Annotated in this window: 20 protein-coding genes; 17 read left to right on the top strand and 3 right to left on the bottom strand. The window is 71.8% G+C overall.

What is annotated here, in order from left to right:
• Positions 1 to 287: 287 nt before the first annotated feature.
• The 7 genes from KVT45_RS17400 (at position 288) to KVT45_RS17370 (ending at position 7,091) form a co-directional block, all read left to right on the top strand.
• Positions 288 to 1,532 (top strand): serine hydrolase, encoded by a 1,245-nt coding sequence (locus tag KVT45_RS17400; RefSeq protein WP_217548436.1) that lies wholly within the window; start codon positions 288 to 290, stop codon positions 1,530 to 1,532.
• A gap of 231 nt (positions 1,533 to 1,763) precedes the next feature.
• On the top strand, positions 1,764 to 3,266 hold the full coding sequence (locus KVT45_RS17395) for an ATP-binding protein (RefSeq protein ID WP_217548434.1): 1,503 nt from the start codon (positions 1,764 to 1,766) through the stop codon (positions 3,264 to 3,266).
• The gene (locus KVT45_RS17390) at positions 3,263 to 3,685 is read left to right on the top strand and encodes a roadblock/LC7 domain-containing protein (RefSeq protein ID WP_217548432.1); all 423 of its coding nucleotides are present in this window, start codon (positions 3,263 to 3,265) and stop codon (positions 3,683 to 3,685) included. Before KVT45_RS17395 ends, KVT45_RS17390 begins: the two co-directional genes overlap by 4 nt.
• The gene (locus tag KVT45_RS17385; RefSeq protein ID WP_217548431.1) at positions 3,682 to 4,044 is read left to right on the top strand and encodes a DUF742 domain-containing protein; all 363 of its coding nucleotides are present in this window, start codon (positions 3,682 to 3,684) and stop codon (positions 4,042 to 4,044) included. Before KVT45_RS17390 ends, KVT45_RS17385 begins: the two co-directional genes overlap by 4 nt.
• The gene (locus KVT45_RS17380) at positions 4,016 to 4,639 is read left to right on the top strand and encodes an ATP/GTP-binding protein (RefSeq protein WP_217548429.1); all 624 of its coding nucleotides are present in this window, start codon (positions 4,016 to 4,018) and stop codon (positions 4,637 to 4,639) included. Before KVT45_RS17385 ends, KVT45_RS17380 begins: the two co-directional genes overlap by 29 nt.
• On the top strand, positions 4,636 to 5,862 hold the full coding sequence (locus tag KVT45_RS17375) for a cytochrome P450 (RefSeq protein ID WP_217548427.1): 1,227 nt from the start codon (positions 4,636 to 4,638) through the stop codon (positions 5,860 to 5,862). Before KVT45_RS17380 ends, KVT45_RS17375 begins: the two co-directional genes overlap by 4 nt.
• Entirely contained in the window at positions 5,859 to 7,091 is a 1,233-nt protein-coding gene (locus KVT45_RS17370; protein WP_217548425.1) for a cytochrome P450, read from the top strand. The genes KVT45_RS17375 and KVT45_RS17370 overlap by 4 nt, the downstream gene beginning before the upstream one ends.
• Positions 7,092 to 7,232: 141 nt before the next feature.
• Here KVT45_RS17370 and KVT45_RS17365 read toward each other — a convergent pair whose 3' ends face one another.
• On the bottom strand, positions 7,233 to 8,762 hold the full coding sequence (locus tag KVT45_RS17365) for a helix-turn-helix domain-containing protein (RefSeq protein ID WP_217548424.1): 1,530 nt from the start codon (positions 8,760 to 8,762) through the stop codon (positions 7,233 to 7,235).
• A 540-nt stretch (positions 8,763 to 9,302) separates the two neighbouring features.
• Between KVT45_RS17365 and KVT45_RS17360 the strand changes: the two genes are divergently transcribed.
• The 3 genes from KVT45_RS17360 (at position 9,303) to KVT45_RS17350 (ending at position 12,167) form a co-directional block, all read left to right on the top strand.
• Positions 9,303 to 9,923: an L-threonylcarbamoyladenylate synthase gene (locus KVT45_RS17360; RefSeq protein WP_150134708.1), complete on the top strand. Its 621-nt coding sequence runs from the start codon at positions 9,303 to 9,305 to the stop codon at positions 9,921 to 9,923.
• A 114-nt stretch (positions 9,924 to 10,037) separates the two neighbouring features.
• Positions 10,038 to 10,793, top strand: a complete 756-nt coding sequence (locus tag KVT45_RS17355; RefSeq protein WP_217548422.1) for a dienelactone hydrolase family protein — start codon at positions 10,038 to 10,040, stop codon at positions 10,791 to 10,793.
• 174 nt (positions 10,794 to 10,967) lie between these two features.
• Positions 10,968 to 12,167, top strand: coding sequence for a glycoside hydrolase family 64 protein (locus KVT45_RS17350; RefSeq protein WP_217548421.1), 1,200 nt, complete (start codon positions 10,968 to 10,970; stop codon positions 12,165 to 12,167).
• Positions 12,168 to 12,229: 62 nt separating this feature from the next.
• On the opposite strand, the gene KVT45_RS17345 is transcribed toward KVT45_RS17350, so the two are convergent.
• Positions 12,230 to 14,632, bottom strand: coding sequence for a M4 family metallopeptidase (locus KVT45_RS17345; protein WP_217548419.1), 2,403 nt, complete (start codon positions 14,630 to 14,632; stop codon positions 12,230 to 12,232).
• 258 nt (positions 14,633 to 14,890) lie between these two features.
• Positions 14,891 to 15,358: a GNAT family N-acetyltransferase gene (locus tag KVT45_RS17340; protein WP_217548417.1), complete on the bottom strand. Its 468-nt coding sequence runs from the start codon at positions 15,356 to 15,358 to the stop codon at positions 14,891 to 14,893.
• Between the two features lie 211 nt (positions 15,359 to 15,569).
• Here KVT45_RS17340 and KVT45_RS17335 point away from each other — a divergent pair, with 211 nt between their 5' ends.
• The 7 genes from KVT45_RS17335 to KVT45_RS17305 all read left to right on the top strand — a co-directional run bounded on the left by KVT45_RS17335 (position 15,570) and on the right by KVT45_RS17305 (position 22,438).
• Positions 15,570 to 16,220: an NADPH-dependent F420 reductase gene (locus KVT45_RS17335; protein WP_217548415.1), complete on the top strand. Its 651-nt coding sequence runs from the start codon at positions 15,570 to 15,572 to the stop codon at positions 16,218 to 16,220.
• Positions 16,221 to 16,376: 156 nt separating this feature from the next.
• The gene (locus KVT45_RS17330) at positions 16,377 to 17,459 is read left to right on the top strand and encodes an MHYT domain-containing protein (protein ID WP_217548413.1); all 1,083 of its coding nucleotides are present in this window, start codon (positions 16,377 to 16,379) and stop codon (positions 17,457 to 17,459) included.
• Between the two features lie 267 nt (positions 17,460 to 17,726).
• Positions 17,727 to 17,876, top strand: a complete 150-nt coding sequence (locus KVT45_RS17325) for a hypothetical protein (RefSeq protein ID WP_217548412.1) — start codon at positions 17,727 to 17,729, stop codon at positions 17,874 to 17,876.
• 186 nt (positions 17,877 to 18,062) lie between these two features.
• Positions 18,063 to 19,745, top strand: coding sequence for an ABC transporter substrate-binding protein (locus KVT45_RS17320; protein WP_217548410.1), 1,683 nt, complete (start codon positions 18,063 to 18,065; stop codon positions 19,743 to 19,745).
• Positions 19,738 to 20,670, top strand: a complete 933-nt coding sequence (locus tag KVT45_RS17315; RefSeq protein WP_308310752.1) for an ABC transporter permease — start codon at positions 19,738 to 19,740, stop codon at positions 20,668 to 20,670. The genes KVT45_RS17320 and KVT45_RS17315 overlap by 8 nt, the downstream gene beginning before the upstream one ends.
• Positions 20,667 to 21,743, top strand: a complete 1,077-nt coding sequence (locus tag KVT45_RS17310) for an ABC transporter permease (RefSeq protein ID WP_217548408.1) — start codon at positions 20,667 to 20,669, stop codon at positions 21,741 to 21,743. The genes KVT45_RS17315 and KVT45_RS17310 overlap by 4 nt, the downstream gene beginning before the upstream one ends.
• A gap of 5 nt (positions 21,744 to 21,748) precedes the next feature.
• A complete protein-coding gene (locus KVT45_RS17305) occupies positions 21,749 to 22,438 on the top strand; it encodes an alpha/beta hydrolase (RefSeq protein ID WP_217548406.1) in 690 nt (229 codons plus the stop codon).
• The last annotated feature ends 22 nt before the right edge of the window (positions 22,439 to 22,460 follow it).

The following is a 22,460-nucleotide window of genomic DNA, read 5'->3' as shown; positions in this document are numbered from 1 at the left end:
GCTCACGGGAGCGGAGGGCGCGCGGTTCCTGGGCCGTGCGCCAGGGCGTGCGAGAGGTTCCGTCCAGACCGGGGCAACGCCCGGGACGCGCTGGTTGGTACGCGCCGTCCGACGCGCTCACCGGGCCGGGTGAGCGCCCCCCGACCGGGCCCGGCCGCCCGTCCTGCAGGCATTCCGGCGGCCCGCGGCCGGCAGGCGGTGCCGGGCGCGCGCTCGTATCCTGTGAAGTCAGGGTTCTGACGTCCGACCCCACCGCACGTTCGCTCTCACGTGCTTGGAGTCAGCCCATGCCGTACACGTCCGCCAGGCTGCGCCGGACGGCCGCGATCGCCGTCGTGCTGGGGGCGCTCACCGTGCCCCTCGCCGGAGCACCCGCCGCCGCACCGGCCGCGTTCGCCGCGCCCTCGCCCACCCCGTCGCCGTCCGGCAGCCCGGGCGTCCGTGACCTGACCCCGGCGGTGGCCCGCCAACTCGACGCGGTCGTACAGCACGTCATGCGCGAGGCGGACGTACCCGGCGTGACCGTCGGCGTCTGGACGCCCGGCCGGAGCGACTACGTTCGCTCGTTCGGGGTCGCGAACAAGGCAACCGGACAGAAGATGTCACCCGACCTGTACATGCGGATCGGCAGCGAGACCAAGACGTTCACGGTGACCGCACTGCTCCAGCTGGTCGACCAGGGCAGAGTGAGCCTGGACGACCCCATCGGCAAGTACCTCGACGGGGTACCCAACGGCGACCGGATCACGCTGCGAGACCTGGCCGGGATGCGCAGCGGGCTGTTCAACTACTCCGAGGACACAGGCTTCTTCAAGGCGCTGACCTCGGATCCGCAGCGCGCCTTCACCCCGCAGCAGCTGCTCGCCTACTCCTTCAGACACCCGGTGATGTCCCAGCCCGGGGAGAAGTTCTACTACTCCAACACCAACCTGATCCTGCTCGGCCTGCTCGTCGAGAAGGAGAGCGGGCAGCGGCTCGGCGACTACCTAGAACAGCACGTCCTGGGTCCGGCGGGCATGAGCCACACCCTGTTCCCGACCGGGAACGAGTTCCCCGCCCCGCACGCACAGGGCTACACGAACCAGACGGCGACCGGGAAGGTCGAGGAGACCGCCGGCTGGAACCCGTCCTGGGGCTGGGCCGCCGGCGCGATGATCTCGAACCTGGACGATCTGCACACCTGGGCGCGCACCGTGGCCACCGGCGTCTTCCCCGACGGCACCACCATGGTCGGACCGGTCGTCCAGAAACAGCGGCTGACCACACCCTCGACCGGCATCCAGGGCGCCGGGTACGGCCTCGGCATCTTCGACGTCCAGGGCTGGATCGGGCACAACGGCTCCCTGCCGGGCTACGAGTCCCTCACCGTCTACCTGCCGTCGACACAGACGACCGTGGTCGTGCTGCTCAACACCGACATCGGCTACAAGGGCGACATCGAGCCCAGCACCCTGTTCGGCCAGGCGATCACCCGGGTCCTCTCCCCGGCCCACGTCTTCGACCTGCCGGCGCCTGCCTCCGCCACGCGGTGACGACCACGCGGTGACGACTCGGCCCGCGCGGGAACCCAACTCACCGCCCCCGCATGGCATTTCCGACAGTTGACACAGAAGCGAACAGCCGCCGGGCGGATTCGAAGTGATGTAACGATTCACCGTGCGGGGCCGGTCAATGACGGTGTGTACTGTGCTGCGAGCGCCACATGGGAGGACCCCGGGCTCTCCCTGCCGTCTGCTGCCCTACTCCCCCTGGAAACCGATTCCATGATCGAATTACCGGAACTGGTGGCCGGTGGTCTCGCCGCCGGAACGCTCTCCGCGCTCGCCCTCGGCGGCAGCCTGGTCAGGTCCCGGCGCCAGAAGGCGGCGCTGCGGGCCGAGGTGACGGAGCTGCGCGCCCAACTGGAGGGCGCCGAGGGCGCGTTCATCACCGAGGTCGAGCATCTCGCCGCCCGCCGGATGCCCGCGGCCGCGGCCCAGCTCGCGCATCCGCACCTGAGGGTGCCGGGCCCGGCCAGGCAGCACACGCCCGGGACCCCCACCGGGATCGCGCTGGAGTACGTGCTCACCGCGCTGCGCGAGGAGCTGAGCGCGCAGCGCACCCGGATCGACGCGGCCGCGCAGGCCGGCCTCCGGGGCGCCACCCGGGAGATCCAGGCCGCCCTGTACCGTCTGCAGGACGCCCTGCGGGGGCTCCAACAGCGCTATGACGACCCCGAACTGGCGCAGACACTGTTCGCGCTGGACCACGAGAACGAGCAGTCGCTGCGGCGGGCGCAGGTCGCGGCCGTGGTGTGCGGAGCCTGGGTGGGGCTGGCCCGCGAGGAGTCCCATGTGGTGGACGCCGTCACCGGCGGCCAGGCCCGGCTCTCGGGCTACCACCGGGTCCAGGTCCACAACCATCTGGAGCCGGGCACCGCCCTGGTGTCGCACGCGGTCGAGCCGGTCGCCATCATCGTCGCCGAACTCCTCGACAACGCGCTGCGCCACTCGGCGCCGGACACCGACGTCGTGGTCAATCTGGAGCACGTCCACCACGGGGTGTGCGTGACCGTCGACGACGCGGGTCTGGGCATGACGCAGGACGAACGGGCCCGTGCCCAGCGGCTGGTGGCGGGCAGCGACCCGATCCTGCTGACCGACCTGGGCGACCCGCCGCGCATGGGCCTGGCCGCGATCGGCCAGCTCACCCGCCAGTTCGACCTGGGCGTCGACGTCTCGTCCCCGTCGCCCTACGGCGGGGTCCGCGCGGTGCTGCGGGTGGACAGCCATCTGCTCGGCCGGATCGACCCGGGCGAACGGCCCCCGTCGGTCAGCGCGCCCCGCTCGACCCGGGAGCGGGCGGCGCGCAGGGAAGCGGTGCGTGAGCGGGCCGTGCGGGAGACGGCGATGCGGGAGACGCCCGTGCGTCAGACAGCCGTACGCGAGGCAGGCGTACCGGAGACGGCCGTGCCCGAGATCGCCTCGGCCGAGTCTCCGGTGCCCGCCGCGCCGGCACCGGCCGGTCCGGCAGCCGAGCACGAACGCGCCCCCGCCCCCGGCCATGAGGAGCCGGGTGACCTGGGCGGTCTGCCGCAGCGGCGCCGTCGGCACCGTGCCGCCGCCCCCGGCTCGCCCGAACCGCAGCAGGCCGCCGCGCGCCGCCCCGAGGAGGCGGCCGCGGCGCTCGCGGCCCTGCAGTACGGCACCGCCGCGGCGCGGGCCCCCAAGCGGGCGAGCGCGCCCGATCCCCACCGGACCGACGACGAAGGAGGAGCGGCCAGATGAGCAGCCGCGATGCGGGCGAGACGGCATGGGTGCTGGACCCCGTCCTGCAGGTACCGCATGTACTGGCCGCCGTCCTGCTCACCCGGGACGGTCTTGCCACCGGCTACACCGACGGCCTGTCCCAGGCGAGCGCGGAGCGGGTGGCCGCGATCACCAGTACCGTGCAGGGCGCCTGCCGGGCCGCGGCGGCCGCGTTCGCGGACCGGGACCGGGCCGAGGTGCGGCAGGTGGTCATCGAGTCGGACCACGGGTACGTGCTGATCGTGCCGACCGACCACGGCACCTGTGTGGCCGCCTACGGTGACCCGGAGGTGCGGCTCGACCTGCTGGCGCACCGGGTGCACTCGCAGGTGGCCCGGCTGGGTGAGAAGGCGATGGCGGCCGCGCCCAGAGGCTCCGACGGCGGCGCACCGGCATGACCGGCCGCCGTGGCGGCCGTCCCCTGGTCCCCGCGTACCTGTCGACCGGCGGCGTGGCCCGGCCCAGCCGTCCGCACCTGGAACGGCTGACGGTGCTCACCCGTGACGGGAACCCCCTGCCCGTCGGCCTGCCGGCCGCCGAACTGGCCCTGCTGGAGCTGCTGTCCGGCGGCGCGCTGACGGTGGTGGAGGCGGCGGCGCTGCTGCGGCTGCCGTTCTCGGCCGTCCGGGTGCTGGCCGCCGACCTCGTCGACCGGGACCTGGTCCAGGCCCGCGCGCCGATCCCGCCCGCCGAACGGTTCGACCCCGACCTGCTGAAGAGAGTGGCCGATGGCCTCCGCGCCCTCAAGCACCAGTGAGCTGCCCCGCGCGGGCGGCACCCATCTCCCCGACGGCGCCCGCGACCTGGTGAAGATCCTGGTCACCGGCCCGTTCGGGGTGGGCAAGACGACCCTGATCGACTCGGTGTCGGAGATCCGCCCGCTGCACACCGAGGAGCATCTCACCGAGGCCTCCGTCCATGTCGACGACCTCGACGGGGTGCGGGAGAAGGAGACGACGACCGTCGCCATCGACTTCGGGCGGATCAGCCTGTCCGGCGGGATCGTGCTGTACCTGTTCGGGACACCTGGGCAGGACCGGTTCCGGACGCTGTGGGACGACATCTCCTACGGGGCGCTCGGTGCCCTGGTCCTGGTCGACAGCCGCCGGATAGACGCTTCCTTCGACGTACTGGGCCTGGTGGAGGAGGCGGGGCTGCCGTACGCGGTCGCCTTCAACGCGTTTCCCGACGCGCCGAGCCACTACACGGGCGACCAGCTGCGCGCCGCCCTGGATCTGGAGCCGGGCACCCCGATGGTGACCTGTGACGCCCGGGACGCGCATTCCTCGGTCGACGCGCTGCTCGCCCTCGTCCAGCATCTGATCGACGACCGGCCGGCGGAGGCCCGATGACCGCCCAGCAGTCCTTCACCGTCTCCGGCCCGGTGCGGCTGTGGGAGGACGGTTTCGCCCGCAACCCGCACGGCTACTACGCGGCGCTGCGCGCCCAGGGCCCGGTGGGCTGGGCGGAGCTCGCGCCGGGCACGCCCGCGTACGTGGTCACGGAGCGGCGCGCCGCCCTGGACGTGCTGCGGGACATCGAGACCTTCTCGCACGACCCGCGGGGCTGGGAGGCGACCGTACCCGAGGACTCCCCGCTGCTCGGCATGATGCGCTGGCGGCCCAACGCCCTGTTCTCCGACGCCGACGCGCACATCCGGTACCGGACCACCCTCATCGACGTGTTCGACCTGATCGAGCCGCACGACCTGCGCCAGCTGGTGCACCGGGCGGTACGGCTGCTGGTCGACCGCTTCGGGCCCAAGGGCGAGGCGGATCTCGTCACCGACTTCACCCGGCCGCTGATGGCCCTGGTGTTCAACAACCTGTTCGGGCTGCCGGACAGCCAGGGCGACCGGCTCAACGAGGGCCTCCTGAAGATGATGGAGGGCGGCGCGCAGGCGGCCGAGGGCGAGGCGGACTTCGTCGAGTACGTGCTGCGGCTGATCGCCGCGAAGGTCGAGGAGCGCGGCGAGGACCTGCCGAGCATGCTCCTGGACCATCCCGCGCAGCTGACCCCGGAGGAGGTCACCTGGCAGGTGTTCCTCACCCTGGGCGCCGGCTACGAGCCGACCACGAACCTCGTCTCCAACGCGCTCTCCCGGATCCTCGGCAACCCGCTCTACTACTCCACGCTCACCAGCGGCGCCCGTCCGGTCATGGACGCGGTGGTCGAGGTGCTGCACCACGAGACCCCGCTGGCCAACTACGGCATCTACTACGCCCGTCGGCCGGTCTCCTTCCACGGGGCGTGGGTCCGCCCGGCGATCCCGGTGGTGGTCTCCTTCGGCGCCGTGGGGCTGTTCGCCGAGCGGGAGGACACCGGCGGCCGGCGTGCCGCGGACGCCTCGCACCTGTCGTGGGGCGCCGGCCCGCACGCCTGCCCGGTCCGGCACCACGCGCTGCTCATCGCGACCGAGGCGATCGAGCAGCTCACCCTGTGGTTGCCCGACCTCGACCCGGTCCTGCCCCGCGAGAAGCTCAGCTGGCGGCCCGGCCCGTTCCACCGCTCGCTGACCTCGCTGCCCGTCCGGTTCAGCCCCCGCTCCCCCGACCAGCCTGGAGAGTCGTCGTGACCGTCACCGACCGCATCGCTCTCGACCCGTTCGGCTCCGACATCCCGGCGGAGAGCGCACGGTTACGCGCCCTCGGCCCCGTCGTGCCCGTCGAACTGCCCGGCGGCATACCCGCCTGGGCGCCCACCGGCTACGACGTCCTCAAGGAACTCATCCTCGATCCCCAGGTCAGCAAGGACCCGCGCAAGCACTGGCGGCTCTGGCCGGAGATCGGTGAACACCCCTCCTGGGGCTGGGTGGTGAGCTGGATCGGCGTGTTCAACATGCTCTCCGCGTACGGCCCCGACCACACCCGGCTGCGCAAGCTGGTGGCGCCGAGCTTCACGCACCGGCGGACCGAGGCGATGCGGCCGCGTGTCACGGCGATCGCCTCGGAGCTGCTCGACGCGCTGGCGGCCGCGGGATCCGACGGCGCTGTGGTGGACCTGCGGGCCGGACTGGCACAGCCGCTGCCCATGCGGATGATCTGCGAACTGTTCGGGGTGCCCGACGAGATGCGGGACGACACCGGTGCGCTGATCGCGGCCATCATGGACACCTCCGACCCGACCCCCGAGCACGCGGCGTTCGTGCAGGAGCGGATCGGCACGGTCCTCGGCGGGCTGATCGCGTACAAGGTGGAGCATCCGGGCGACGACATGACCACGGAGCTGATCCGGGTCCGCGACGAGGACGGCGACCGGCTCGGCGACGAGGAGCTGCTGTACACGCTGCTGCTGGTGATCGGCGCCGGCTTCGAGACCACGGTCAACCTGATCGGCAACGCGGTCGTGGCGCTGTTGACGGATCCGGCGCAGCTGGCGGCGGTGCGGACCGGGGCGGTCGGCTGGGACGCGGTGATCGACGAGACGCTGCGGGTCCATCCGTCGATCGCCTCGCTGCCGCTGCGGTTCGCGGTGAGCGACCTGAAGGTCGGGGACGTCACCATTCCGGCCGGGGACGCGATCATCACCACGTTCGCGGCGGCGGGCCTTGACCCGGCGCACTACGGGCCGGACGCGGCCGCGTTCGACGCCGCTCGGGGTGGCGACGACCATCTGGCGTTCGGGATCGGGGTGCACCGCTGCATCGGGGCACCGCTCGCCCGGGCGGAGGCGCTGGCCGCGCTGCCCGCGCTGTTCGAGCGGTTCCCGGGGCTGCGGCTCGCGGTCGGGGAGGACGAGCTGCGGCAGGTGCCGTCGTTCATCGCGTTCGGCTGGCAGGAGATCCCGGTGTGCCTGGAGGCGTGAACGGGGTCGCAAGGGGGCGACCGGGGATCGCGGGGGCGGCGACCGGTCCCCCGTTCCGGTCGTGCCCCCGCGCATCGTGAACATACGTCCGGATCCGGCCGTTGGGTATCGCGCCGATGCCCGTTCGTGGACGCCGAGGACTCACCCGTGCACAGGTGAGTCCGGTTGGCCCTGATTCGCCCGGAGCAGGGCGGGGGCGGTGAGGTCCCCGAGGGCGAGGTGGGCCAGGACGACCTCGTACAGGTCGGTGCCGGCGGCCAGCAGCTGGCGTTCCAGGACGGGTTCGGCGCCCCGCACGTGTTCGCGGACGGTCTGGGCGTGCACGCCCAGGTCCTGGGCGGCGCGTTCGGCGTTCCCGTCGGCGGCGATCCAGGCGCGCAGGGTGCCGCGCAGGTCGCGGCCGTCCCGGACCAGCCGGTCCAGGAGGTCGTGCGCCCAGGCCCGCAGCGCCGGACTCGCCAGCAGGTCGTCCAGGCGGACGCCGGACGGCTCGGGCACCGTAGCGGCGAGATCCTCCGTCAGGGCCGCATGGGTGTTCAGGGCCAGATGGGCGGTGGCGCGCACGGTGAGGTCGGAGAAGTCGGCGCCGAGCAACGCCTCGACCCGGTCCATGCGGGCGCGCACGGTGTTGCGGCTGACGCCGAGGACCTTGGCCGCGCTGACGGCGGTGAACTCCAGGCCGAGGCGGGTGGTGGCGAGGAGTTCCGCGCGGGTGTGGTGGGGCAGGGTGTCGAGCGGCCGCAGCACGGCGGTGGACCAGGCGTGCAGCACGGTGGGGTCCATCAGCCGTTCCGGGTGGGTGCGTTCGGCGTAGACGGCGGCCTGGTCGGGGCGGAAGTGGGCGACGGCGAGGGCGCTGACGGCCTGGCCGTAGGCGGTGGCCGTCTGGGCCAGGCTCTGCCGGACGCTGCCGCCGAGGAAGGTGCCGGGGCGGCCGTCGACCAGTGAGCGCAGCCGCTCCGCCGTCGCGGGCGCGGGGCTGAGGACGATGACGTGGCCGTCCATGGCGGGGCAGCGCACCACGAGGGCCTGGCCGCGGGTCATGTCGAGGCAGTCCTCGGCGAGGCCGTCGCGTTCCGCCGGCTGCCCCTCGACGATGTACACACAGGCGCTGTCGGTGTCGAGCAGGCCGGGCCACAGGCCGGAGGCGACGCGGCGGGCGGAGACCGTGTCCTCCACCATCAGGAGTTGCAGGATGGCGAGGCGCAGGTCGGCTGCGGCCCGCCGGAGCCGGTGCCCGGCGGCTGTCAGCTCCCGCTCGCGCAGCAGGAGCTCGACGACCCCGGCGGTGTGGGTGACGATCTCGGCGGCGCGCCGGTCGAAGGGGGTCTCGCGGGCCACGGCGAGCAGTCCGGCGGCCGCCGGACGCGGGTCGGAGGCGCGGACGGCGACGAGCCGCAGGTGGCGGTCGCCGTCCTGGACCGCGGCGGCCGAGATCCGTCCGGCGACCACGTCGGCGACGAGGTCGGCGTCGAGGGGGATCCCGGTCCCGGCGAGCACCGTGCCGGCGGCGTCCTGGAGGCAGACTGCCCCCTGCACCGCGCCGGCGAGCCAGGCGACGACCCGGCGCGGGTCGCGGGCGCCGGGACGCAGATGGTCGAGGAGCCGCGCGGCCCAGTCGTCGCCGAGGGGTGTCGGGTACTGGGGGCCCTCGCCTGCTCGGCCTGCCATCTCGCCCTGCCCCTCGTCCCTCGCTTCAGCCTCGGTCCACGGACGTTACCCGATGATCGAAGCCTGGTCCCGGCCACCGGGCACGGCTCCGCCGGCGGCCCTCGGGGGAAGGGCCGCCGGCGGAGAAAGCCTCACCCGGGGCCGGGGGGAGGGCCCCGGGGTGGCTCGCCCCTCGGGTGCCCCGGAATCCACCGATCATGCAGACCGATTCCGAAGCCACTGATTCACGGGGCCGACGAGGGCCGCGTCGGAGCCACCGAGCCGTGCCACGACCAAGCGCTCCGCTGGAAGTGCCGCGATATGTCTTCTGCCGACTGCGGCGCCGTCGTGGCTGGTCGCGCAGTTCCTCCCCCAGCCTTCGGCCGGGGGTACCCCCAGCGCCCCTCGGGGCGCTGCCGTACCGCAGCGGACTTCGCCGGACCCGCCTAGGGCGGGCAGGGGCCTGCACGCATCCCGGTATCGCCGGGTACGGCCTCGTAGCCGTCCGGCGCGTGTCCGGCCAGGTCGGCCGAGAGTCGCCGTACGGCATAAGCTCGGCGGATGGCGAAGTACTTCGACGTGCACCCCGACAACCCGCAGCCGCGCAGCATCTCCCAGATCGCCGACTCGGTGCGGTCGGGGTCGCTCATCGCATACCCGACCGACTCCTGCTACGCGCTGGGCTGCCAGCTCGGCAGCCGGGACGGCATCGACCGGATCCGCAGCATCCGGCATCTGGACGACCGGCACCACTTCACCCTGATGTGCCGTGACTTCGCGCAGCTCGGCCAGTTCGTGCGCGTGGACAACGACGTGTTCCGGGCCGTGAAGGCATCGACGCCCGGCAGCTACACCTTCATCCTCCCGGCGACCCGGGAGGTGCCGCGCAAGCTGCTGCACCCGAAGAAGAAGACCGTCGGCGTCCGCATCCCCGACCATGTGGTCACCCAGGCGCTGCTGGCGGAACTCGGCGAGCCGCTGCTGTCCAGCACCCTGCTCCTGCCGGACGAGGCGGAGCCGCTGACCCAGGGCTGGGAGATCAAGGACCGGCTGGACCACCAGGTGGACGCGGTGGTCGACTCCGGGGAGTGCGGCACCGAGCCGACCACGGTCATCGACTTCTCCGGCGGGGAGGCGGAGATCGTCCGCCGGGGCGCGGGCGACACCTCCCGCTTCGAGTGAACTCGACGATCCCCCGTCCGCGGCTCGCTCACCCCGGCGTGCCACGATGATCGCGACATGCCGCGCCGGGTGTCCCCCACCCCGACGCCGACTCCACAGAGAGGCACTTGCGCCATGACCGCCGTACAGGGAACCGACGTGGACATCACCACCGAGGACGGTGTCGCCGACGCCTACCTGGCCCATCCCGCCGACGGACTCCCCCACCCGGGCGTGCTCTTCTACCAGGACGCGTACGGAATCCGTCCCCACCTGAAGTCGATGGCGGACCGGCTCGCCGCCGCGGGCTACACAGTGCTGATCCCGAACGTCTTCTACCGCAGCGGCCGTACGCCGGTCGTGGAGCTGCCCGAGTTCATCGACCCGGCCGCGGACCCGACCATCTGGCAGCGGATCATGCCGATCCTGCAGTCGCTGACGCCCGACCGCGTCAAGCGGGACGCCGACGCCTACCTGAACTGGCTGGCCGACAGCCCGCTGGTGGCGGACGGACCGGTCGGCATCACCGGTTACTGCATGGGTGCCCGGCTGGCCGTGGGGACCGCCGCTGTCTTCCCGGAGCGGGTCGCCGCGGCGGCCGGCTTCCACGGCGGCGGACTGGTCAACGACACCCCGGACAGCCCGCACCTGATGGTCGGCCCCATCACCGCGGAGCTGTACTTCGGCTTCGCCGACCAGGACCACTCGATGACCGCGGAGCAGATCCGCACCTTCCAGGAGGCACTCGACGCCGCCGGCATCCGCAACACCTGCGAGGTCTACCCGGGTGCCGCGCACGGCTATACGCAGGCCGACACCCCGGCGTACTCCGCCGAGGCCGCCGAGCGCCACTGGGCCGCGCTGCTCGACCTGCTGAAGCGCGCTCTCTGATCCACCGACGTCACCGAACCAGACGTCACCGAAAGAAGGGGCCCGTCGACCGACGGGTCCCTTCTTTCGTCCTGCGCATTGACATGAACCCGCCCCACCGCCACGCTGAGAGCGCTCTCAAAATTGGTCCGGACCAATTTCCGTACCAACCCCGACCCCACACGGAGGTGGAGAGTGCGCACAGGACTCGCACGCCGGACGCTGCCCCTGACGGCCGCGGCGGCGCTGATCGGCGGAGTGCTCAGCCTGGGCACGCCGCAGCCGGCCGACGCGGCGGTGCCGGACACGATCCCACTGAAGATCACCAACAACTCCGGCCGTACCGACCAGGTGTACGTGTACGACCTCGGCACCCAGCTCAGCACGGGACAGCAGGGCTGGGCCGACGCCAACGGCACCTTCCACGCCTGGCCGGCCGGCGGCAACCCGCCGACCCCGGCGCCGGACGCCTCGATCACGGGCCCGGCGGCGGGCCAGTCGAAGACGATCCGGATCCCGAAGTTCTCCGGCCGGATCTACTTCTCCTACGGCCAGAAGCTGGACTTCAGACTGACCACCGGCGGCCTGGTGCAGCCCGCGGTGCAGAACCCGACCGACCCCAACCGCAACATCCTCTTCAACTGGTCCGAGTACACGCTGAACGACTCGGGTCTGTGGATCAACAGCACCCAGGTGGACATGTTCTCGGTGCCGTACGCGGTCGGAGTGCAGCGCGCCGACGGCAGCACGGCCAGTACCGGGCACCTCAAGTCGGGTGGCTACAACGGGTTCTTCAGCGCCCTGCGCGGCCAGCCCGGCGGCTGGGCGAACCTGGTCCAGACCCGGTCCGACGGCACCGTGCTCCGCGCGCTCTCCCCGCTGTACGGCGTGGAGACCGGGGCGCTGCCGTCGACCGTCATGGACGACTATGTCAACCGGGTCTGGTCGAAGTACTCGACGTCGACCCTGACCGTCACGCCGTTCGCCGACCAGCCGAACACCAAGTACTACGGCCGGGTCTCGGGGAACGTCATGAACTTCACCAACTCCGCCGGAGCGGTGGTGACGAGCTTCCAGAAGCCGGACGCGAACAGCATCTTCGGCTGCCACAACCTGCTCGACGCGCCCAACGACCTGGTACGCGGCCCGATATCGCGCACACTCTGCGCGGGCTTCAACCGGTCGACGCTGCTGACCAGTGCCAACCAGCCGGACACCAACCCGGCCGACTTCTACCTGGACACGGTCACCAACCACTACGCGCGCAAGATCCACGCGCAGATGGCCGACGGCAAGGCCTACGCCTTCGCCTTCGACGACGTCGGCAACCAGGAGTCGCTGGTCAACGACGGCAGTCCGCAGCAGGCGTACCTCACGCTGGACCCGCTGAGCTGATCCGCGCGAGCGTCCCGCACCCGGGTCGCGGGTGCGGGACGCTCGGCTTCAGCTGCGGTACGTCAGCCGGTCGTGACGGCGGTGTCGTCGACGACGAAGCTGGTCTGGAGCGAGGAGTCCTCGACACCGCTGAACTTCAGGGCGACGGTCGAGCCCGCGTAGGACCCGAGGCTGAAGGACTTCTGCACGTACCCGGTGGCCGCGTTGAGGTTGGAGTACGTGGCCAGGGTGGTCGAACCGGCGGTGACCGTCAGCTTGTCGTACTGGGTGCTGGTGGAGGTCTCGGCCGTGTCGACGTGCAGGTAGAAGGTGAAGGTGGTGGCGGTGCAGCCGGACGGGATCGTCACCGACTGGGAGAGCGTGTCGGTGTGGGTCGATCCGTAGCCGTCGAGCCAGGCCTTGTACGAGCCCGCGTGGGCGGCCTCGCTGCTGGAGTTGGTGATGACGCCGCTGGTCGCGGTCCAGGTGGTGTTGCCCGATTCGAAGCCGGCGTTGCCGAGGAGCTGCGTGGAGGTGCAGCTGCCGCCGCCTCCGCTGGAGCTGACCGTCCAGGTGAAGGACGCGGTGCCGGTGGCCCCGGTGGAGTCGGTCACCGTGACGGTCGTGCTGTAGGTGCCCGCCGTCGTGGGGGTGCCGGTGATGGCCCCGGTGGAGCTGGAGATCGACAGGCCGGTCGGCAGTCCGGTCGCCGCGTAGGTCAGCGAGCCGCTGTTGGTGCTGCTCGCCGATATCTGCAGGCTCACCGCGGTACCGACGGTCGAGGACTGGCTGCCCGGGTTGGTGACCGTGACGCCCGAGGTGGGCACGGTGATGTGGCTGCCGACGTTGATGCCGGCGAACGCGTTGCCGACACCCGCGTACTGGGTGGAGCTGGTGCCGTACAGCGCCGCGGCCGCGCTCAGGGCGGCGGTGCGGGCGCCCGCGTAGTTGGTGCTGGACGTCATGTACGTCGTCAGCGCCTTGTACCAGATCTGCAGGGCCGCGGCCCGGCCGATGCCGGCGACGGCGACGCCGTCGGAGGTCGGGCTGTTGTACGTGACGCCGTTGATGGTCTTGCTGCCGCTGCCCTCGGACAGCAGGTAGAACATGTGGTTCGCCGGGCCCGAGGAGTAGTGCACGTCGAGGTTGCCGACCCCGGAGTACCAGCTGTCGGCCGACGAACCGTCCTTGTCCGGCTCGTCCATGTAACGCAGCGGCGTGCCGTCGCCGTTGATGTCGATCTTCTCGCCGATGAGGTAGTCACCGACGTCGGTGGAGTTGTTGGCGTAGAATTCCACGCCGGTGCCGAAGATGTCGGAGGTCGCCTCGTTCAACCCGCCCGACTCACCGGTGTAGTTGAGACCGGCGGTGTTCGAGGTGACGCCGTGGCTCATCTCGTGGCCCGCGACGTCGAGCGAGGTGAGCGCGTGGGTGCTGCTCGTGCCGTCGCCGTACGTCATGCAGAAGCAGGTGTCGTCCCAGAAGGCGTTGACGTACGCCGTGCTGTAGTGGACGCGGCTGTAGGCGGCGACACCGTCGTTCTTGATGCCGCTGCGACCGAAGGTGTTCTTGTAGAAGTCCCAGGTCGTCTGGGCGCCGTAGGCGGCGTCGGCGCCGGCGGTCTGGGTGTTGGAGCCGGCTCCGGTGCCCCAGACGTCGTCGGTGTCGGTCATCAGGGTGCCGGTGCCCGACGTGCCGTTGTTGAGGCTGTACGTCTTGTGGCCGCCGCGCGTGGTGTCGTACAGCTGGTACGTCGAACCGGACAGCGTGGTGTTCAGGGTGACCGTGCCGCTGTACTGGGTGTTGCCGGTACCGGTCTTGATGCCCTGGTAGCGATAGAGCTCCGCGCCGGTGGTGGCATCGGTGATGACGTGCAGCTGGCTGGGTGTGCCGTCGTCCTGGAGGCCGCCGACCACGGTCTCCCAGGCGAGCTTCGGGGTGCCGTTGCCGGCCCAGATCACCTTGCGGGCGCTGTCGGTGGTGGGCTTCTGGGCGTCGAGGGCCTTGGCCGCCTTGAGCGCCTTGGTCTGGGCGGCCGACTTGCTGTAGGCCGCGCTGACCGTGGAGACCGCGATGGTGCGCTTGTTGTTGAAGGTCGTGCTCACCGTGCCGGCCGCGAGGGAGGCGGGCGGGGTGTGCACGACCAGGTCGCCGCCGAGGACCGGCAGACCGGCGTAGGTGCGCTCGTAACGGGTGTGCACGGTGCCGTCGTTGTCCTTGACGACGTCCTTGACGACCAGCTTCTCCTTGGCACCGAGACCGATGGTGCGGGCGGTCGTGGCGGTCTTCTGCCGGGCGCTCTTGAGCAGCGCGGAATGCTGGGCGGGGGTGAGCTTGGCCTCCAGGCCGCCGGTGCGTACGGGGCTGGGGTGGGGGGTGGCGGGCTTGGCGTTCGCCGGGACCGACTGGATGCCGACGGCGAGGAAGGCGGCGGTGGAGACCAGTGCGGCTCCGACCGTGGCCCGTCTGTGGGGAAGACGTCTCACTCGTACTCCTCCTGCTGCGGCCGCCGGGTCGCGGCCGGTGACAGACCGGGCAGACGGGGATGTGCTGTCCGGGACGAGCTGAGCTGTGCGGGAACCGGGATCCAGGAACCGGGGTGCGTGGTCCGTGATCCGTGGACACGCCATGGAGAAAGCGTGTGGTGAGCGAGGATTCCAGATTTGACCCGCACATGTCAGTCACGTCGAGGTCAGTCGAGGGTTTTCCCTATGCAGGGCGGGGCGGTCCGGGCGGACCGGTGTTCAGCGGGAGGGCGGGGACGGCACGCGCGGGGCGGGCAGGCGAACCATGAACACGTCCACCGGATCCTCGGTCTCGACCAGGAACCCGTGCCGCTCGTACAGCCGCCGGGCCGCGCTGCCCTGCAGGACGTTCAGCCGGACGGGGACGCCGTCGCGGTCGCACCCCTCCAGCAGCTCGCGCAGCACGGCCGAGCCGATGCCGCCGCCCTGCACGTGCGGCGCCAGATAGAAGTGCTCCAGCCGGCGGGCGTCCCCGGCCGGCCGCAGCGCCACACAGCCGGCGAAGGCGCCACCCACCTCGATCACCCGGGTGTGGGCCGCGGCGAACCCGTCCCGCAGCCGCTGCCGGACCCGCCGCGCGTCGTACCGGCCGAGCCGCTCCAGGTCGTCCCGCAGTACGACGGCACGCAGTTCGGCCACCGCCTCGACGTCCGCGTCCGACGCCGGCCGCGTCTTCCAGTCCCCCATGATCGCCACGCTACCCGCCACAGCCGGCCACCAGGAGAGCGGGGCGAGGAACCCGGCCCGGCCGTCGGGCCGACGAGAGCCGACGACCACCCCCTGTCACCAGCCCGAGCCGCGGCAAGCCGACCGATTTATCCTTATTGAGCCGGAGTGTGGCGACCTCGCGCCCCGGACCGGCCGTCGGCAGCTCCCACCCCACGGAAGGGGCTCACCCATGCGGGTCTTCATCGTCGGCACAGGCAACATGGCGGGCGGTATCGCCACCCGCGCCCTGGCGGGCGGGCACACGGTCCGGCTGATCGGCACGGACCCCGCCAAGGCCGCCACGCTCGCCGACGCCCTGGGCGAGCGTACGCCGGGGGCGGATGTGGCGCCCGCCGTGCCGGACGCGGTCGGGTCCGCGGACGTGGTGGTGCTGGCCGTGCCGTTCGACGCGGCCAGGCAGGTCGTGACCGAGTACGGGGACCAGCTCGCGGGGAAGACGGTCGTCGACATCTCGAACCCGGTGGACTTCTCCACCTTCGACTCGCTCACGGTGCCCGCGGACAGCTCCGGCGCCCAGCAGCTCGCGGAGGCCGCCGCACCGGGCACGCACGTGGTGAAGGCGTTCAACACCACGTTCGCGGGCTCGCTGGTCGCGGGCGAGGTGGGCGGGCTGCCGCTGGACGTGTTCATCGCCGGCGACGACGCGGCGGCCCGCGACCAGGTGGCCGAGCTGGTCTCCTCCGGCGGACTCAACCCGGTGGTCGTCGGCGGCCTGCGGCACGCCCGGGAGCTGGAGGGCATCCAGCTGCTGCACATGGCCCTGCAGACACGGCCCGGGGGGCACGGCTGGATGAGCGCGATCAAGATCGTCGCACCCTGAGCCCCGCCTGTACCCCGCCTGTACCCCGTCCGAAGACCTCCCCTGCGGCAGCTGTGTCGACCCTTCGGCCCCGGAGGCGGCCGAAGTCCCGGCGCACGCCCCCGGCGCGTAGTACCTTCCCCCACAACAGCCGTGACTCTGGGGGGAGTTGCACACATGCACGGCACGACGGACGGTTTCCACTACGGCGCCGTGACTCCGGTCGCGGCCTATCTGATGGCCTGTCTGGGCGGGGCACTGGGGCTGCGCTGCATCGTCAGGTCGCTGTACCACCACGGGCAGTCGTGGCGGCCCGGCTGGCTCGCGCTGGGGGCGGCCTCGATCGGCTGCGGCATCTGGACGATGCACTTCATCGCGATGATCGGCTTCCATGTCCGGGAGACCACAATCCGCTACGACGTGGGCCTGACCCTGCTCAGTCTCGCGGTGGCGGTCCTGGTGGTCGGCATCGGCGTGTTCGCGGTCGGCTACCGGGGCGCGACCACGGGAACGCTCTGGACGGCCGGTGTCGTCACCGGTCTGGGCGTGGCGGCCATGCACTACCTGGGCATGGCCGCGCTCCGCCTTGACGGAACGATTCACTACGACCGGGTGACGGTCGCACTGTCCGTGCTGATCGCGATCGCGGCGGCGACGGCGGCACTGTGGGCGGCCGTGTCGGTGCGGGGCTTCACGGCGAGTCTGGGCGCCAGCCTGGTGATGGGCCTGGCCGTGTCGGGCATGCACTACACCGCCATGGCCGCCGTGCGCGTCGATGTGCACGCGGCGTCCGTCACCTCCTGGTCGAGTGCGTCACCGACCTCGCTGCTGCTGCCCATGCTGCTCGGCCCGGCCGTGTTCCTGCTGCTGGCCGGGGTGGTGGTGATGTTCGACCCGCTGCTGGTCCTGGGCGAAGGGGACTGGAACCGCCGGGCTCCCGGGAAGAACGCCCGGCCGGCGCCGTCGCCCCGGGCGGCACGCTCACGCCCACCGGGCCGGCGCGGCGGGCGCCCGCCCCGAGGCCGCAACGGCCGCCCGACTCCCGGCGGCGCGGACCGGTACGGCACGGCGGCACGCACCGCGCCGTCCGCCACGGACCGGTACAGCACCCGGAACCGCCCGGCACCCGGCGGGACCGGCCAGTTCGGCGTCCCCACCCAGCCGGCACCCGGCGCCACCGGCCGACCGGGCACCCCTCATCGCCCCACGCACCCTTCGCAGGACCCGTACGGCGCCCCCGCGAACCCCTACGAGTGGTGACCGGTCCCGCCGGAAATGCCGGAATGCTATCGACGCCCCGTTTCCGGACATGAGCAGCTGAAGCAAAGAGCCGGGGACGACTCCGTGGACCGTGCCGGATGAGCTGCGGACCGTCTTGAGCCGCGGTTGAGCCGCGGTTGCCGCGGCGTGAGCGGCGCTTCAGGTGTCCGGGCCGCAAGCCGCTTCCGGACCGGGAGCTGCTGTGCGGGATCCCGCGTGTGCCGCAGGCCGGCGCCCAGTGAGGCCACCTGCCGCAGCGCAGAAGTCGTGGCGCGCTTTCCGGGATCGGTCGTCACCGATGAAACCCTGCGCTCCTTCGAAGACCGGGGCGTCGAAACCCTCACCACTGCGAGGTCGCGGCCGGTGCTGCCCGGAGCCGTGCGGGCGCTGCGCAAGCCGTCCGCGCGGACGGCGTGATCTTCGGCGGCACCGGGGCCTGGGGCCGAGGACGCCCCCGTCGTGTGCCACACGCTCTCCGGGATCCGCTTCACACGCCTTTAACCGCAGGGACACGAGAGGGAATCGGGAGCCACTGAGCATGTTTTTGGATCCAATCCAGCGCAGATTTAATCCATTCTCAGGATCGGTGCCCAAGGAGGCCCCATGCCGGACCACACATCTGGATCGCCCTCGACCGCCGCCGCCACCCCGTCGTCGGTGCCGGCGACCGGGTCGCGGGACGTCTCGCGCCGGACGATGCTCCGGGGTGCCGGACTGCTCGGCGTGGGCGTGGGGTTCGGGCTGCCCGCCCTGCTCACCGCGTGCGGTGCCGCGGCCCAGGACGGGGGCGGCAGCGGGAAGGGCGGCACGCTCACCCTGGCCATCGACGCCACCAGCGCCGTCAACGACCCGGCCTTCTACACCTCCCTGGGCGACTGGATGGCCGTCGACTGCATCTGCCGCGGCCTGACGTTCATCTCCTTCGAGACCAACGAGCCCACACCGGACCTGGCGAAGACGTGGACCATATCCGATGACAAGCTCACCTACACCTTCACCCTGCGCGAAGGGGTGAAGTTCCACGACGGGACCGCGCTGACCTCCGCCGACGTGCTCGCCAGCCTCGGCCGCCAGTTCGACCCGGACGACAAGACGCTGCCCAAGGGCGCGACCCGGCCGCTGTCGAGCATGGGCGCCAACGTCGCATCGCTCACCGCACCCGACGACATGACCGTGAAGATGGTCCTCAAGAAGCCGGACCGGACCGTGCTCGGCAAGCTCTCCGACATCGGCGGCCGGATCATCTCCAAGTCCGCGCTGGACAAGTACGGCGCCGACATCGGCAAGCACCTCGTGGGCACCGGGCCGTTCGCCTTCTCCACCGCCACCGCGGGGCAGTCCATCACGCTCGAGGCCTTCGACGGCTTCCGGCTGGGCAAACCCCCCATCGACCGGCTGGTGCTGCGCCAGGTCCAGGACCCGTCCACCATCGTCAGCTCGCTGCTCAGCGGCGACGTGTCCGCGACCCAGTTCGCCCCGTACTCCGCCGTCTCACAGCTGCGCAAGGACAGCGCGGTGAAGGTGTACGACACCCCGCAGAACGCCGACGCCATCATGATGATCGACGCCCGCCGGGTCCCCGAACTGAAGGTGCGCAAGGCCATCAATCTGGCCATCAACCGCAAGGCCATCCTCCAGCAGGCGTTCTACGGCGTCGGCGCCGAACCCAGGGGCTACGCCATCCCGCCGGCCCAGAGCGGCTACGACACCGCGCTCGCCGACCTCAGCACCCAGGACACCGCGCAGGCCAAGCGGCTGGTCGAGGAGGCCGGGGCGAAGGGGCGCACCATCCGGCTCATGGCCGCCAGCGACTCCTGGCACCCCAAGGCGGCCCAGATCATCGCCCAGAACCTCACCGACGTCGGCTTCAAGGTGGCCACCACCTCGGTGGACCCCGCGACCTACTTCAGCCGGCTCCTGGACGGGGAGGACGACTACCACGACCTGATGATCTGGGAACGCAACACCTACGTGCCGGACCCCGACGACATGGTCGGCGCCATGGCGAGCCCCACCAGCATCTACGGCTCCAAGCTCTCCGGCATGGACACCCTGAAGGGCGCCGCCTCCCTCGCCGACGACCTCTACACGGCCAAGAACCTCACCGACACCAAGAAGCGCACCGCCGCCTACACGAAGATCCAGCGCCGGTGGGCCGAGGAGTACATGGTCCTGTCGATGCTGGCCTGCTTCAGCAACCTGGTCGTCAGCGGTGCGGACGTGAAGGGCATGAACACCGACGCCCTGGCCAACCACCGCTGTTACATGGAGAAGGCCAGTGTCTGAGACCGGCGCCGCGGTCGACGCCGTGGCGGTGGAGGCGGCAGCCCCCGCCGCCGCGGCCTCCCCGCCCCGGCCCGGGACGGCACGACGGATTCTGGGCGCGCTGCGCCGGCGCAGGGTGGCCCGCTCCTGGCCCGCGCTGCTCGCCTGGCTGCTGCTCGCCGCGACGGTCCTGATCGCCCTCCTCGGACCGCTGGTCGTGGCGGCCGACCCGCTGCGCCAGACCTCCTCGGCGCTGCTGGCGCCCGGGGCGCCGGGGCATCCGCTGGGCACCGACGACCTGGGCCGGGACGAGCTGGCCCGGCTGGTGCACGGAGCCCGTCCGCTGCTGCTGGTGTCCTTCGCGGCGACCGCGCTCGCGGCCGGCATCGGCACCCTGGTCGGGCTGGTCGCCGGATACGCGGGCGGCGTGGTGGAGCAGGCGCTGATGCGGCTGGTCGACCTGGCGCTGGCCTTCCCGTCGATCCTGCTGGTGATCCTGCTGGTGGCGGCGGCCGGACCGGGCACGGTCAGTCTGGTCGTCGGTATCGGCAGCTCGCTGGCGCCGGGTCTCGCCCGGCTGGCCCGCACCCTGACCGCACGCGAGGCCGCCAAGGACTACGTCGTGGCCTGCCGGCTCGGCGGCACGGGAGCGCCCCGCATCCTGCTGCGCGAGGTACTCCCCAACATCGGCGGCCCGTTGCTCGCCCAGGTCGTCATGACGCTGTCGATCGCGGCCGGTTTCGCCGCCGGCCTGTCCTACCTCGGCCTGGGCATCCAGCCGCCGCAGCCGGACTGGGGCTACATGGTGCAGGCCGGGCAGGAGTTCCTGTACACCGCTCCCCGGCTGGTGGTGCTGCCCGCCGCCCTCACCCTGCTGTTCGTCGTGGCGTGCAACTTCGTCGGCGACGACCTGCGGGACGCCCTCGACCCGAGGGGGACGGCATGAGCGCGGGCACCGGGGTGCTGACCGGGGTGCGCCTGCCCCGGCCGGCGGGAGCGGTCGGGGCGTTCGTGCGGCGGCTCGCCGTGATCCCCGTCGTGCTGTTCGCGCTGGCCTCCCTGGTGTTCGTGGCGATACGGCTGCTGCCGGGCTCCCCGGCGACCTCGCTCGCGGCGGGCGGCGGCAACACCTCCGCCGGGCAGTTCGACGCCAACGAGGAACGCGTCACCAAGGCCCTCGGACTCGACCAGCCGCTGCTGACGCAGTACGGGCACTTCCTCGACGACCTGGTCCATCTGCGCCTCGGCACCTCGTTCTACGGCTCCAACAGCGTCCTCGGCCTGCTCGGCGACGCGCTGCCCGCGACCGTGGAGCTCACCCTCGCGGCCATGACGGTCGCGGTGGTACTCGGCGTCGTCACCGGAGTCGTCGCGGCACTGCGCCGGGGCACCTGGATCGACACCTCGACCCGGGCCGTGGCGACCGTCAGCTTCTCGCTGCCCTGGTTCGCGCTCGGCGTGCTGGCCATCGTGGTGTTCGGCGTGTGGCTGCGCTGGCTGCCGGTCCTCGGCCGGCTGCCAAGCACCCTGGACTACCGGCCCACCACCGGCTTCGTCCTGCTCGACGCGATCCTCCAGGACCGGCCCGAACTGGTGTGGCCGTGGTTCCAGCACCTGATCCTGCCCGCGGTGACCCTCGCGCTGTCGATGGCCGGTTTCATCACCCGGATCGTGCGCGCCTCCGTCCTGGAGGTGCTCGGCGACGACTTCGTGCGCACCGCCCGGATGAAGGGCCTCGGCGAGGGCGCGGTGGTGCGCCGGCACGTGCTGCGCAACGCCTGGCTGCCCATCGTCACCGTCCTCGGGCTCCAGTTCGGGTCCCTGCTGGGCGGTTCGGTGGTCACCGAGACCGTCTTCTCCTACCCGGGCGTCGGACGCCTCCTCGTGCAGGGCGTGCTGCAGCGCGACTACCCGGTGGTCCAGGGCGCGGCCCTCGCGATCGCCCTGCTGTTCACCCTCGTCAACCACGCGGTCGACCTGCTCTACACGGTCCTCGACCCGCGCCTACGCAAAGGATGATCCCGATGGACATCGTGCTGGTCCACGGCGCCGGCGGACGGCCCACCACCTGGTCGGCGGTCCAGCCGCTGCTCACCGCCCACGGCCACCGGCTGGTCACGGTCACCAACCCGATGACCTCGCTCGCCGACGACATCGCCGAGACCACCGCCGCGCTCGCGGGCACCAGCGGCCCGGTGCTGCTCGCCGGGCACTCCTACGGCGGCGCGGTGATCACGAACGTGGGACGCGATCCGCGTGTCGCGGGGCTGGTCTACATCGCCGCGTTCGGGCCGGACGAGGGCGAGACCGTCAACGGGATCGTGGAGCGCTACGAACCCGCGGAGATCTCCAAGTACATGCGACGCGGCCCGAACGGCGAGTGGAAGTCCGAGCCGAGCGCGGAGTTCTGGGCGGAGATCGGCCCGGACCTGTCGGACGAGCAGCGGGCGGTCGTCGAGGCGGAGGGCCGGAAGGCGGACAACCTGATCTTCACCCAGGCGACCGGTGTCCCGGCCTGGCGGTCGCTGCCCAGCTGGTACCTGGTCGCCGACGACGACCGCACCCTGCGCCCGGAGATCCAGAACTTCATGGCCGAGCGGATGAAGGCGACCGTCGAGCACGTGCCGGGCAGCCACTACACCACCCTGGTGTGGCCCGAGCGCGTCGCCGAGCTGATCCACCGGGCGGCGCTGGCCGTGGGCGGTGCCGTATGACGGCGCCGGAGGGCGCGCATGG

The sequence above is a fragment of the Streptomyces sp. GbtcB6 genome (genome assembly GCF_019091475.1).
In the GTDB taxonomy this organism is placed as follows: Bacteria; Actinomycetota; Actinomycetes; order Streptomycetales; family Streptomycetaceae; genus Streptomyces; species Streptomyces hyaluromycini.
This window is presented reverse-complemented; position numbering and strand designations above follow the sequence as displayed.

What these genes read in the sequence shown, in the direction of transcription:
- KVT45_RS17400 (WP_217548436.1), top strand. Translation starts at nt 288, where the DNA reads ATGCCGTACACGTCCGCCAGGCTGCGCCGGACGGCCGCGATCGCCGTC.
- KVT45_RS17395 (WP_217548434.1), top strand. Translation starts at nt 1,764, where the DNA reads ATGATCGAATTACCGGAACTGGTGGCCGGTGGTCTCGCCGCCGGAACG.
- KVT45_RS17390 (WP_217548432.1), top strand. Translation starts at nt 3,263, where the DNA reads ATGAGCAGCCGCGATGCGGGCGAGACGGCATGGGTGCTGGACCCCGTC.
- KVT45_RS17385 (WP_217548431.1), top strand. Translation starts at nt 3,682, where the DNA reads ATGACCGGCCGCCGTGGCGGCCGTCCCCTGGTCCCCGCGTACCTGTCG.
- KVT45_RS17380 (WP_217548429.1), top strand. Translation starts at nt 4,016, where the DNA reads ATGGCCTCCGCGCCCTCAAGCACCAGTGAGCTGCCCCGCGCGGGCGGC.
- KVT45_RS17375 (WP_217548427.1), top strand. Translation starts at nt 4,636, where the DNA reads ATGACCGCCCAGCAGTCCTTCACCGTCTCCGGCCCGGTGCGGCTGTGG.
- KVT45_RS17365 (WP_217548424.1), bottom strand. Translation starts at nt 8,762, where the DNA reads ATGGCAGGCCGAGCAGGCGAGGGCCCCCAGTACCCGACACCCCTCGGC.
- KVT45_RS17360 (WP_150134708.1), top strand. Translation starts at nt 9,303, where the DNA reads ATGGCGAAGTACTTCGACGTGCACCCCGACAACCCGCAGCCGCGCAGC.
- KVT45_RS17355 (WP_217548422.1), top strand. Translation starts at nt 10,038, where the DNA reads ATGACCGCCGTACAGGGAACCGACGTGGACATCACCACCGAGGACGGT.
- KVT45_RS17340 (WP_217548417.1), bottom strand. Translation starts at nt 15,358, where the DNA reads ATGGGGGACTGGAAGACGCGGCCGGCGTCGGACGCGGACGTCGAGGCG.
- KVT45_RS17335 (WP_217548415.1), top strand. Translation starts at nt 15,570, where the DNA reads ATGCGGGTCTTCATCGTCGGCACAGGCAACATGGCGGGCGGTATCGCC.
- KVT45_RS17330 (WP_217548413.1), top strand. Translation starts at nt 16,377, where the DNA reads ATGCACGGCACGACGGACGGTTTCCACTACGGCGCCGTGACTCCGGTC.
- KVT45_RS17320 (WP_217548410.1), top strand. Translation starts at nt 18,063, where the DNA reads ATGCCGGACCACACATCTGGATCGCCCTCGACCGCCGCCGCCACCCCG.
- KVT45_RS17310 (WP_217548408.1), top strand. Translation starts at nt 20,667, where the DNA reads ATGAGCGCGGGCACCGGGGTGCTGACCGGGGTGCGCCTGCCCCGGCCG.
- KVT45_RS17305 (WP_217548406.1), top strand. Translation starts at nt 21,749, where the DNA reads ATGGACATCGTGCTGGTCCACGGCGCCGGCGGACGGCCCACCACCTGG.